We start from the raw sequence: 12445 nt of genomic DNA, 5'->3' as shown, positions 1-12445 counted from the left end.
GAAAATTAAGCCTGCTAACTTAGCAGGCTTAATGATAAGAAACTTTAGGGGCGTAGCTCAGTTGGTAGAGCACCGGTCTCCAAAACCGGGTGTCGCGAGTTCGAGTCTCTCCGCCCCTGCCATATATAATCCTTTGCATACGCAAAGGATTTTTTTTGCCTGAAATTCAGCGAAGTGACATCTCGCGATCCCACTCCTTCCTTTGAAACATACCTAAATCAAAACGTTATTTTTCAGGATATCGCGAATTTGCGCCTGTTTATCGCTGTTCTGTAACCAGATAGCATATAACGGACGAGAAAGTGTTGCGCTATCTGCAACCGTATGTAGCCCACCTTTCTCTTTTGCCCACGCAGTAGGTAACCAGGTGCAACCTTTCAGCGGTACCAGTTGCTGCCTCGCCAGATCGGCTGAACTGGTGGTCAACAAAGGCACATCATCGTGGGCGATTAGCCCCGCTTCATGCTGCTGAAAGTCAGGCCCCCATTCCAGCCGCAAATAGTTTAGCTCTGCTTTCTCACTGGAGGGAAATGCGCAGTAAAGTGCTAATGTGAAGTTTCCCAGTAACTGGCTGCTAAATTCATCCATTTTGGGCGCTTCTGTCGTGATCAGCAGATCAAGTTGCCGCTCATGGAGTTGCTTCACCAGCGACTGACGCTGTGCAATCCGCGCCTCAAACTGAAGATTATCGAAAGATTGATAGAGTCTTGCGAGCCAGTCGTTCAACATGCATTCCCACAGTGACGCGCTGGCCCCGATGGAAAATTCATTATGCCGTGTAGTATGAGCGACCTCTTTACGCGCCGCCTGCCAGGTGCTCATCAACGTTTCTGCATAAGGCAGCAATTTTTCACCCGCCGCGGTCAGGCGAATATTGTTGCGATGTCGGGTGAAGAGATTGACACCTAACTGGTTTTCCAACTGACGGATGCGAAAACTTACCGCAGATTGCGTCAAATAGAGGGCTTCCGCAGCGCGCCCGAAGTGACGAGTTCTGCTCACTTCGAGGAAAGTTTTTAGCAATTCCGTATCCACAGCTTTCTCCACAAAATTATTTGTCGTTATGATTTAAATCTTTTGTTTTACACTCTGTCAAGCGTAACTAATACTCCGCGCCATAAATAGCTCGGCCAAAGAATTAGGAGCGTGTAGGATGGCGGAAAGCTTTACGACGACTAATCGTTTTTTCGACAATAAAAATTATCCACGCGGGTTCTCTCGTCATGGTGATTTCACCATCAAAGAGGCTCAACTGCTTGAACGTTGCGGCTATGCCTTTAATGAACTCGATCTCGGTAAACGTGAACCGTCTACCGATGAAGAGAAGCAGTTTGTTGCAGTGTGCCGTGGTGAACGTGAGCCAGCGACCGAAGCTGAACGCGTATGGAATAAGTACGTGACGCGTATTAAGCGTCCGAAGCGTTTCCACACGCTGTCTGGCGGCAAGCCGCAGGTGGAAGGCGCTGAAGACTACACTGAAAGCGACGACTAACAAGAAAGGGGCTTCGGCCCCTTTTTTAATGCAACAGCTTTTGCAGATGAATCAGTACCCGGTCAATACCCCGATAACTCAGCGCCTCCTGTAGATGATGACGCGCAATAGCATCCACCCCTTCCAGGTCGGCAATCGTGCGCGATACTTTTAGCAGCCGCTGCCAGGCGCGTATCGATAACCCTAACGCGGTCAGCGTTTGCTCAAGCCATAACGCATCCTCATCGCATAATGCGCAGTAACGCCGAATATCGCTGCTGCTTAGCCTGGCGTTCAATACCCCCTGCCGATGATACTGTCGCGCCTGGGCCGCAATGACGCGCGCCTGAACACACTCGCTGCTTTCCTCATCCTGGCGTGTCTGACTCAACAGCCCAGGTGGCGGTAACGGTATCTCAAGAGAGAGATCAAACCTGTCCAGAAACGGCCCTGATAAGCGCCCCAGATAACGCAGCGTTTGCTCTGGCGTACAGCGATTGTGATTCCCCTGATAATGTCCGGTGGGGCTGGGATTCATCGCTGCAATCAATTGAAAACGCGCCGGATAGGTAATTTTCGCCCGGGTGCGTGAGATATGGATTTGTCCCGATTCGATAGGTTCTCGCAGGGCATCCAGTACCCGCCGTTCGAACTCTGGAAGTTCATCCAGAAACAGTACGCCATTATGTGCGAGTGAGATCTCTCCGGGCCCAGGGATGGATCCACCCCCCACCATCGCTGTTAGCGATGCGCTATGGTGCGGAGAACGAAAGGGGCGCTGACGCCACTGCTTTTGAACATTACTGGCATTCTCCAGACTGATGATTGCCGCCGTCTCCAGCGCCTCCTGATCGTTAAGCGGCGGTAACAACCCGCGCAAACGAGAGGCGAGCATGGTTTTACCTGTGCCTGGCGGGCCAATCAGCAAAAGATTGTGCCCGCCCGCAGCCGTGACCTCCAGTGCCCGCTTTCCCTGCTGTTGGCCGATGACATCACTCAAGTCCTCACATATCCGGGAGACTGGTGTCGTATCAGGTTGTGCAGTACGCAATTCTTGTTGCCCTTCGAGAAATGCGCAAACTTCCTGCAGATGGCTTGCGATATAGCATTCACTGCCGCCCAATAATCCCACCTGAGCAGCATCATCTTCAGCGACAATAATTTGTCTTCCGGCTTTATCAGCCTCAATCGCTGCTGAAATAGCGCCAGGAATACCGCGTAGCGCCCCTGTAAGCGCAAGTTCACCCACAAACTCATATTGACCCAGCTTCTGCGGGTTAAGTTGCTCAGAGGCTGCCAGAAGCGCGAGAGCGATAGGCAAATCATATCGTCCACCTTCTTTGGGCAGATCAGCAGGCGCGAGGTTGATGGTGATTTTCTTCGCCGGGAATGTATAGCCGCTATTGATGATTGCGCTGCGAACACGATCGCGAGCTTCTTTTACCGTGGTTTCCGGCAAACCCACCATCGTTAGACCCGGTAGCCCCTGGCTGATATGTACTTCGATTGTGATGAGCGGGGCTGTTACCCCCAGCGCTGCGCGCGTGTAGACAACGGATAGTGACATAGTGCCTCCTGATGTGCGGCATTATGCCTCCCGCTGTGAATAAAATAATCGATGTTTTTTTACATTTACGACGACGATTCCGACATATCGGCTCTATTTCGTACCAGTTTAAAAATATTACAGCCATGATCGCATTTTCATGGCGAAAGCGTTTATGCCATGACTTCTGTAGTGAACAATGAAAAAAATTCACTTCATATTTTTTTCATATAAAACAATTGTCTTTCACGAAATTGTTAGCATGATGCATATCACAGTTAGAAAAAAAACTTGTGCTTGTTTGAATGTCTGTGGTAACTCTGTAGGTATTCCTTCGAACGAGAAGCAAGAAAACATAAAATGAAAGCCCTTCTACGAGTGATTAGCCTGGTCGTGATTAGCGTGGTGGTGATTATTATCCCACCGTGCGGGGCTGCACTTGGACGAGGAAAGGCTTAGAAATCAAGCCTTAACGAACTAAGACCCCCGCACCGAAAGGTCCGGGGGTTTTTTTATGACTTAAAAACATTAGCGAGGAGCAGATTATGAGTTGTAGCACAAAATCCTGTTTCTCCCGATCTACGACGGGGAACTAACTATGAATGGGGCACAGTGGGTAGTACATGCATTGCGGGCACAAGGAGTCGAGACGGTTTTCGGGTATCCGGGTGGCGCAATTATGCCGGTTTACGATGCATTGTATGACGGCGGCGTGGAGCATCTGCTGTGCCGACACGAACAGGGCGCTGCGATGGCGGCGATTGGTTATGCGCGTGCCACCGGTAAAACCGGCGTGTGCATCGCAACATCTGGCCCTGGTGCTACCAACCTGATCACCGGTCTCGCCGATGCCCTGCTGGACTCTGTGCCCGTCGTGGCGATCACCGGCCAGGTGGCTTCTCCGTTCATCGGAACGGATGCCTTCCAGGAAGTGGACGTTCTCGGTTTATCACTCTCCTGCACCAAACACAGTTTCCTGGTGCAGTCGCTGGAAGAACTGCCGCGCGTGATGGCAGAAGCGTTTCTGGTGGCAAACTCAGGCCGTCCGGGCCCGGTTCTGGTCGATATCCCGAAAGATATCCAGGTCGCGCAGGGCGATCTGGAGCCGCATTTTTCCACCGTTACCAGCGAAGATGCCTTCCCGCATGCCGACGTTGACGTCGCTTGCCAGATGCTGGCGCAGGCGCAAAAACCGATGTTGTATGTGGGCGGCGGCGTCGGAATGGCGCAGGCGGTTCCCGCGTTACGTGAATTTATCGCTGTAACGCAAATGCCAGCCACCTGCACGTTGAAGGGGCTTGGTGCGGTCGATGCGGATTACCCATATTATCTCGGTATGCTTGGGATGCACGGTACCAAAGCCGCAAACCTGGCGGTGCAGGAGTGTGACCTGCTGATCGCTGTTGGCGCGCGCTTTGATGACCGTGTGACCGGCAAGCTAAATACCTTCGCGCCGCACGCCAAAGTGATCCACATGGATATCGACCCGGCGGAAATGAACAAGCTGCGTCAGGCGCACGTTGCTCTGCAGGGCGACCTGAATGCGTTACTGCCCGCGTTGCAACAATTCCTGTCGATTGATGCGTGGCGTCAGCACAACGCAGAACTGCGTGCCGAACACGCCTGGCGTTACGATCATCCGGGCGAGGCTATCTATGCGCCGTTGCTCCTCAAACAGCTTTCCGACCGTAAGCCTGCCGACAGCGTTGTCACCACTGACGTGGGTCAGCACCAGATGTGGTCTGCGCAGCACATGACCTATACCCGCCCGGAAAACTTCATCACCTCCAGCGGTCTGGGCACGATGGGCTTTGGCCTGCCGGCGGCGGTCGGCGCGCAGGTTGCTCGCCCGAACGACACGGTTATCTGTATCTCCGGTGACGGCTCTTTCATGATGAATGTGCAGGAGCTGGGCACCGTGAAGCGCAAGCAGTTACCGTTAAAAATCGTCCTGCTGGATAACCAGCGTTTGGGTATGGTTCGCCAGTGGCAGCAGTTATTCTTCCAGGAGCGTTACAGCGAAACCACCCTGACCGATAACCCTGATTTTCTCACCCTGGCCAGCGCCTTCGGCATTCCTGGCCAGCACATCACCCGTAAAGACCAGGTTGAAGCGGCGCTCGACACTCTGCTCACAAGCGAAGGGCCATACCTGCTTCATGTCTCGATAGACGAACTTGAGAATGTCTGGCCATTGGTGCCGCCAGGTGCCAGTAATGCAGAAATGCTGGAGAAATTATCATGATGCAACATCAGCTCGCCGTGCAGGCCCGCTTCAATCCGGAAACGCTGGAACGTGTGTTACGTGTGGTTCGCCATCGCGGTTTCCAAATCTGCGCCATGAATATGGAAGCGGCCACCGATGCGCAGAACATAAATATCGAATTGACCGTTGCCAGCCCCCGCCCGGTCGAACTACTGTTTAGCCAGTTAAGTAAACTGGTGGACGTTGCTTCTGTCGCCGTCCATCAGTGCCAGACAACATCACAACAAATTAGCGCCTGAGCGCAAAAGGAAGAAAAATGACGACGAAAAAAGCTGATTACATTTGGTTCAATGGTGAGATGGTTCCATGGGGCGAAGCAAAAGTTCACGTAATGTCCCACGCGTTGCACTACGGCACCTCCGTCTTCGAAGGTATCCGTTGCTACGATTCTCACAAAGGGCCAGTGGTGTTCCGCCATCGTGAACACATGCAGCGTCTGCATGACTCAGCCAAAATCTATCGCTTCCCGGTTTCTCAGAGCGTTGATGAATTAATGGAAGCCTGTCGCGAAGTGATCCGCAAAAATAATCTGACCAGTGCTTATATTCGTCCGCTGGTCTTCGTGGGCGACGTCGGTATGGGTGTGAACCCGCCGGATGGCTACAAAACTGACGTGATCATTGCTGCGTTCCCATGGGGCGCATACCTGGGCGCAGAGGCGCTGGATCAAGGGATCGACGCGATGGTTTCTTCCTGGAACCGCGTCGCGCCGAACACCATTCCGACTGCAGCAAAAGCGGGCGGTAACTATCTTTCTTCCCTGCTGGTAGGCAGCGAAGCGCGCCGCCACGGTTATCAGGAAGGTATTGCGCTGGACGTGAATGGTTACATCTCTGAAGGCGCAGGCGAAAACCTGTTTGAAGTGAAAGACGGCATTCTGTTCACGCCGCCGTTCACCTCTTCCGCGCTGCCGGGCATCACCCGTGACGCCATCATCAAGCTGGCGAAAGATCTCGATATCGAAGTTCGCGAGCAGGTGCTGTCGCGCGAATCACTCTACCTGGCCGATGAAGTATTTATGTCCGGTACCGCGGCAGAAATTACACCGGTGCGCAGCGTCGATGGCATTCAGGTAGGCGCAGGCCGCTGTGGCCCGGTCACCAAACGTATTCAGCAAGCATTCTTTGGCCTCTTCACCGGTGAAACCGAGGATAAATGGGGCTGGTTGGATCAAGTTAATCACTAACAAAGAAAGAGGACGGCACGCACCGTCCTCTTTATTAGACAGACACTGGGAGTAAATAAAGCATGCCTAAGTACCGTTCCGCTACCACCACCCATGGCCGTAATATGGCGGGTGCCCGCGCATTGTGGCGCGCCACCGGGATGACCGACGCCGATTTCGGTAAGCCAATTATTGCCGTCGTAAACTCGTTTACCCAGTTCGTGCCGGGCCACGTGCACCTGCGCGATCTCGGTAAGCTGGTTGCTGAACAGATCGAAGCGGCGGGCGGCGTTGCTAAAGAATTTAACACCATTGCGGTGGATGACGGTATCGCTATGGGTCACGGGGGCATGCTCTATTCACTGCCGTCGCGCGAGCTTATCGCCGACTCGGTGGAGTATATGGTCAATGCCCACTGCGCCGACGCGATGGTCTGTATCTCCAACTGTGACAAAATCACCCCGGGGATGTTGATGGCCTCCCTGCGCCTGAATATTCCGGTGATCTTCGTCTCCGGCGGGCCGATGGAAGCCGGTAAAACCAAACTCTCGGATCAGATAATCAAACTCGACCTGGTTGATGCGATGATCCAGGGCGCCGACCCGAAAGTTTCTGACTCCCAAAGTGAACAGGTTGAACGCTCTGCTTGCCCGACCTGCGGCTCCTGTTCAGGGATGTTTACCGCAAACTCAATGAACTGTCTGACCGAAGCGCTGGGGCTGTCGCAGCCGGGTAATGGTTCGCTGCTGGCGACGCATGCCGATCGTAAGCAACTGTTTCTTAATGCCGGTACTCGCATCGTTGAACTGACCAAACGCTACTACGAGCAGAATGATGAAAGCGCTCTGCCGCGCAGCATCGCCAGTAAGGCGGCATTCGAAAATGCCATGACGCTGGATATCGCTATGGGGGGCTCGACCAACACCGTTCTGCACCTGCTGGCGGCGGCGCAGGAAGCTGAAATCGACTTCACCATGAGTGATATCGATAAACTTTCGCGTAAGGTACCGCAGTTGTGCAAAGTTGCCCCGAGTACTCAGAAGTATCATATGGAAGATGTGCACCGCGCGGGTGGTGTGCTGGGCATTCTGGGTGAGTTGGATCGCGCCAAACTGCTTAACCGTGATGTGAAAAACGTGTTGGGTCTGACGTTGCCGCAAACGCTGGAGCAGTACGATATTGTCGTGACTCAGGATGACACCGTAAAAAATATGTTCCGCGCGGGGCCGGCTGGTATTCGTACGACCCAGGCATTCTCACAGGATTGCCGCTGGGATACGCTGGATGATGATCGCGCTACTGGCTGTATTCGCTCGCTGGAGCACGCTTACAGTAAAGATGGCGGCCTGGCTGTCCTGTACGGTAACTTTGCGGAAAACGGCTGTATCGTCAAAACGGCGGGTGTGGATGACAGCATCCTCAAATTTACCGGCCCGGCAAAAGTCTATGAGAGCCAGGACGATGCCGTTGAAGCGATCCTTGGCGGCAAAGTGGTGGCGGGCGATGTGGTGGTGATCCGCTACGAAGGCCCGAAAGGCGGTCCGGGGATGCAGGAGATGCTTTACCCAACCAGCTTCCTGAAATCGATGGGCCTCGGCAAAGCCTGCGCGCTGATCACCGATGGCCGTTTCTCCGGCGGCACCTCCGGCCTTTCCATTGGCCACGTTTCACCGGAAGCGGCAAGCGGGGGCAGTATCGGTCTGATTGAAGACGGCGACCTGATCGCTATCGATATTCCGAATCGCGGCATTCAGTTGCAGGTCAGTGATGCCGAACTGGCGGCGCGTCGTGAAGCCCAGGAAGCCCGTGGCGATAAAGCCTGGACGCCGAAAGACCGCCAACGCCCGGTCTCCTTCGCCCTGCGCGCTTATGCCAGCCTGGCGACCAGTGCCGACAAAGGCGCAGTACGCGATAAATCGAAACTTGGGGGTTAATGATGGCCGACTCGCAACCCCTGTCCGGCACCCCGGAAGGTGCTGAATATCTAAGGGCGGTGCTGCGCGCACCGGTCTATGAAGCGGCGCAGGTGACGCCGCTACAAAAAATGGAAAAGCTCTCGTCGCGCCTCGATAACGTCATCCTGGTGAAGCGTGAAGACCGCCAGCCGGTGCACAGCTTCAAGCTGCGTGGTGCCTACGCCATGATGGCGGGCCTGACGGAAGAGCAGAAAGCGCACGGCGTGATCACCGCGTCTGCGGGGAATCACGCGCAGGGCGTGGCGTTCTCGTCCGCGCGATTAGGCGTGAAGGCGCTGATTGTGATGCCAACGGCTACCGCTGACATCAAAGTGGACGCGGTACGCGGCTTCGGCGGCGAAGTGTTGCTCCACGGCGCGAACTTTGATGAAGCGAAAGCCAAAGCGATTGAACTGTCGCAGCAGCAGGGCTTTACCTGGGTTCCGCCCTTCGACCATCCGATGGTGATTGCCGGGCAGGGGACGCTGGCGCTGGAACTGCTGCAGCAGGATGCGCATCTTGACCGTGTTTTTGTCCCGGTCGGCGGCGGCGGTCTGGCGGCGGGAGTGGCGGTGCTGATCAAACAACTGATGCCGCAAATCAAAGTGATTGCGGTGGAAGCGGAAGACTCCGCCTGCCTGAAAGCGGCGCTGGATGCCGGTCATCCGGTTGATTTGCCGCGCGTAGGGCTGTTCGCCGAAGGCGTGGCAGTTAAACGCATCGGCGACGAAACCTTCCGTCTGTGCCGGGAGTATCTCGACGATATCATCACCGTCGACAGCGACGCTATCTGCGCGGCGATGAAAGACCTGTTCGAAGATGTGCGCGCAGTGGCGGAGCCGTCCGGCGCGCTGGCGCTGGCGGGGATGAAAAAGTATATCGCCCAGCACAATATTCGCGGCGAGCGGCTGGCGCATATCCTTTCGGGCGCCAACGTCAACTTCCACGGCCTGCGCTACGTCTCGGAACGCTGCGAACTGGGTGAACAGCGTGAAGCGTTGCTGGCGGTGACCATCCCGGAAGAGAAGGGCAGCTTCCTGAAGTTCTGCCAGTTGCTTGGCGGGCGTTCGGTTACAGAGTTCAATTATCGTTTCGCTGACGCGAAAGATGCCTGCATTTTTGTCGGTGTGCGTTTAAGTCGCGGCCTGGAAGAGCGCAAAGAAATTTTGCAGATGCTCAACGATGGCGGCTACAGCGTGGTCGATCTCTCTGATGACGAAATGGCGAAGCTACATGTGCGCTATATGGTGGGCGGGCGTCCGTCACAGCCGTTACAGGAGCGACTCTTCAGCTTCGAATTTCCGGAATCACCGGGCGCGCTGCTGCGTTTTCTGAACACCCTGGGTACGCACTGGAATATCTCGTTGTTCCATTACCGTAGTCACGGTACCGACTACGGGCGTGTGCTGGCGGCGTTTGAGCTCGGCGAACATGAACCGGATTTTGAAACCCGGCTCAACGAGCTGGGCTACGATTGCCACGATGAGACGAATAACCCGGCGTTCAGGTTCTTTTTAGCGGGTTAACGCCACAACACGAGGGATTTTAAATCCCTCGTTCTTTCTCTCCTTCCCTTCTCTTAATTTCAGTCACGCATTATTTTTTCCACCCCTTCCCGATGGCGAAAGTGTGATGCATTTCATAATAAAACGCTCATCGCGTTGCGCCAGCTCTGGCACATCTTTTGGGGGCAATTCAGGTCGCTTAGCCATAGATCCTGATTTAACATAGCTAAAAGTTAATTCTGAGCGGTTAGAGAGGATATTCGGATGAGAACGGATATAACTGATGCCCCGAATGAGAATGCGCAGCGGTGTGAATATTTTACACCTCAGCTCACATTTCTGGATAAACATTACAATACTGCGACTGACTTCTTCCATTCGATATTTTCCCTGCTGAAAGAGGGCGGTTATGTCGAAGACTCTTTCCTGGATGCCATACTCGTACGAGAAAAAAAATATCCGACAGGATTACCGACATTGCCGGTGGCTATCGCTCTTCCTCATACCGACCCTCAGCATGTGATCCGCCCTTTTATCTCGGTGACACGTTTATTGCAGCCTGTGGCCTGGCAGGAAATGGGCAATGACGACAATACGCTCAACGTACAATTTATTGTTCTCCTTGGTTTTGTTGATCACAGCAGCCACCTGGCGGTGCTGCAACAACTGATGGATTGCCTTGCGGATGAAGAGTTTGTTCAGACGCTATATGAAACAGAAGATGTAAATACCTTTTTTTATACCCTCACATCAAGACTGCAATTGGATAAGGATTTATAAAATGAAAAAAGTCATTGTTGCCTGTGGAAGCGGCGTTGCAACCTCACAAACAGTTGCCAGTAAAGTCACGCGCTTATTGAATGAACGTAATCAGTCACATATTAAAGTTGAAGTTATCGACTTAAAATCGCTTGATAGCCATATAAAGGACAGCGCCGCTTATATTGCTATTACCAAAGTGGATAAGCAATATCCTGTCCCCGTGATCAACGGCATCGCTTTTCTGACCGGTATGGGAATGGAGCAGGAATTACAAAAAATCATCGATGCCTGTAAATAAGGCATAGCTCTTTAATCCGTATAATCATTTTGGTGGGGAGAAGTGCTATGGACTTTCTTGGTGTAGTCATAAATTATATTTTGAATTTAGGCGCGCCGGTTTTTGTGCCCTTCATCATGTTATTAGCCGGGCTGGTGGTGCGGATGAAATTCCGTGACGCGGCGTCGGCGGCCATCACCCTGGGCGTCGCATTTGTGGGAATGAGCATGCTGATCGGCTTTATGGTCGAAGCCATCGGCGCCGCCGCACAGACCATGATGAACCGTACCGGCCTTGAACTGAGTATTGTTGACGGCGGCTGGACGACAATGGCAAATATCTCCTGGGCCTGGCCTTACGCATTCGCCATGTTCCCCCTTCAGGTGGGCGTAAACATCGTGATGCTGATGTTGAACAAAACCAATACCTTTAACGCCGATTTATGGAACGTCTGGGGGAAAATTTTTACCGCTTTTATCGTTGTCAGCGTGACCACGCCGTTGTTTGGCCCCGCGTGGAGTTTAGCGCTGGCGTTCCTGATTGCTGCTTTCCAGATTATCGTCGAGCTGAATGCTGGCGATATTCACCAACACCGGATTGAAAAACTGACGGGCATACCAGGGGTGACCTGTACCCACCGGATGGTCTTCTTTGGGGCGATTTACTACCCGTTCGATCTGCTGCTGCGTAAAATTCCGGCGTGCAATAAGCCGATGGATGCGACGGCGCTTCGCGCCAGGATTGGCGTCTTCGCCGAAAACCATATCATTGGTTTTATTCTGGGGATTTTGTTCGGGATTATTGCCGGGTACAGCGTGGCGAAAACGCTGATGCTGGGTGTGCAGGCGGCAACGGCGCTGGTGCTGTTCCCGATGATTTCCAAACTCTTTATGCAGGCGCTGTCTCCCATCTCGGAAGCGATTAGCGACTACATGAACAAAAAATTCTCCGGGCGTAAGCTGTTTGTGGGGATCGACTGGCCGTTTATGGGCGGCGCCAGCGAAATCTGGTTCGCCATCATCGTCGCGATCCCTTTTACGCTTATCTGGGCGCTGATTCTGCCGGGCAATAAAATTTTACCTTTCGCCGGCATTATTAATATTTCCCTGATTGTTCCCGCTTATCTGGTCACTCGCGGCAACACCCTGCGCATGGTGATCCTGAGTATTATCGGCGTCCCTTTCTTCCTGTTTGTGGGGACGCAGTTCGCGCCGATGATCACCGAACTGGGCCAGGCAACCAGGGCGATTACCATCCCCGCCGGACAGCTCATTTCTAACAGTTCGATTGACGCGCCGGTCTTTACCTACGCCTTCTCTTTCCTGTTCAAGTTCCTCGAAGGTAACTTCATCCCGTTGATCTTCGCTATCTGGTGGGGATGTGGCTACTTCTTCTATTCCCGCGAGCTACGTCGTGAAAGCCGTCTGGCGCAGCAGGAAGCCGGGCATGCAGAGGAAGTTCAGCAGGCGTGAATGGTTGTCCGGCGGCAGGCTCCGTC

General features: G+C 53.6%; 12 protein-coding genes and 1 tRNA gene. 11 read left to right on the top strand and 2 right to left on the bottom strand.

Features of this window, described 5'->3' with window-relative positions; translation table 11 throughout:
- Positions 1-46: 46 nt before the first annotated feature.
- A tRNA-Trp gene (locus VSR74_RS21720) sits at positions 47-122 on the top strand.
- Positions 123-213: 91 nt separating this feature from the next.
- Here the strand turns inward: VSR74_RS21720 and hdfR are convergent.
- The gene (hdfR, locus tag VSR74_RS21715) at positions 214-1035 is read right to left on the bottom strand and encodes an HTH-type transcriptional regulator HdfR (protein ID WP_347796622.1); all 822 of its coding nucleotides are present in this window, start codon (positions 1033-1035) and stop codon (positions 214-216) included.
- A 118-nt stretch (positions 1036-1153) separates the two neighbouring features.
- On the opposite strand from hdfR, the gene VSR74_RS21710 reads away from it, so the two are divergent.
- Positions 1154-1492, top strand: coding sequence for a MaoP family protein (locus VSR74_RS21710; protein ID WP_015966470.1), 339 nt, complete (start codon positions 1154-1156; stop codon positions 1490-1492).
- Between the two features lie 25 nt (positions 1493-1517).
- On the opposite strand, the gene VSR74_RS21705 is transcribed toward VSR74_RS21710, so the two are convergent.
- On the bottom strand, positions 1518-3038 hold the full coding sequence (locus tag VSR74_RS21705) for a YifB family Mg chelatase-like AAA ATPase (RefSeq protein WP_347796621.1): 1521 nt from the start codon (positions 3036-3038) through the stop codon (positions 1518-1520).
- Positions 3039-3377: 339 nt separating this feature from the next.
- On the opposite strand from VSR74_RS21705, the gene ilvL reads away from it, so the two are divergent.
- The 9 genes from ilvL (at position 3378) to VSR74_RS21660 (ending at position 12419) form a co-directional block, all read left to right on the top strand.
- Positions 3378-3476, top strand: a complete 99-nt coding sequence (gene ilvL / locus VSR74_RS21700) for an ilv operon leader peptide (RefSeq protein ID WP_015966468.1) — start codon at positions 3378-3380, stop codon at positions 3474-3476.
- Between the two features lie 139 nt (positions 3477-3615).
- Complete coding sequence (ilvG, locus tag VSR74_RS21695) at positions 3616-5262, top strand: acetolactate synthase 2 catalytic subunit (RefSeq protein WP_347796620.1); 1647 nt, start codon at positions 3616-3618, stop codon at positions 5260-5262.
- Positions 5259-5522 (top strand): acetolactate synthase 2 small subunit, encoded by a 264-nt coding sequence (ilvM, locus tag VSR74_RS21690; protein WP_108476936.1) that lies wholly within the window; start codon positions 5259-5261, stop codon positions 5520-5522. The genes ilvG and ilvM overlap by 4 nt, the downstream gene beginning before the upstream one ends.
- A gap of 17 nt (positions 5523-5539) precedes the next feature.
- Positions 5540-6469, top strand: a complete 930-nt coding sequence (locus tag VSR74_RS21685; protein WP_347796619.1) for a branched-chain amino acid transaminase — start codon at positions 5540-5542, stop codon at positions 6467-6469.
- A 62-nt stretch (positions 6470-6531) separates the two neighbouring features.
- Complete coding sequence (gene ilvD, locus VSR74_RS21680) at positions 6532-8382, top strand: dihydroxy-acid dehydratase (protein ID WP_347796618.1); 1851 nt, start codon at positions 6532-6534, stop codon at positions 8380-8382.
- A gap of 2 nt (positions 8383-8384) precedes the next feature.
- Positions 8385-9929 (top strand): threonine ammonia-lyase, biosynthetic, encoded by a 1545-nt coding sequence (gene ilvA, locus VSR74_RS21675; RefSeq protein WP_347796624.1) that lies wholly within the window; start codon positions 8385-8387, stop codon positions 9927-9929.
- A 243-nt stretch (positions 9930-10172) separates the two neighbouring features.
- Positions 10173-10688, top strand: a complete 516-nt coding sequence (locus VSR74_RS21670; protein WP_347796617.1) for a PTS sugar transporter subunit IIA — start codon at positions 10173-10175, stop codon at positions 10686-10688.
- A 1-nt stretch (position 10689) separates the two neighbouring features.
- Positions 10690-10968: a PTS sugar transporter subunit IIB gene (locus VSR74_RS21665; protein WP_347796616.1), complete on the top strand. Its 279-nt coding sequence runs from the start codon at positions 10690-10692 to the stop codon at positions 10966-10968.
- Between the two features lie 47 nt (positions 10969-11015).
- Positions 11016-12419, top strand: coding sequence for a PTS galactitol transporter subunit IIC (locus VSR74_RS21660; RefSeq protein WP_347796615.1), 1404 nt, complete (start codon positions 11016-11018; stop codon positions 12417-12419).
- Positions 12420-12445 lie beyond the last annotated feature (26 nt).

The organism is Pseudocitrobacter cyperus (assembly GCF_039889165.1).
Classification (GTDB): Bacteria; Pseudomonadota; Gammaproteobacteria; order Enterobacterales; family Enterobacteriaceae; genus Pseudocitrobacter; species Pseudocitrobacter cyperus.
Note: the sequence above shows the minus strand (reverse complement) of the source record. Positions and strands in the feature narration are given on the sequence as shown.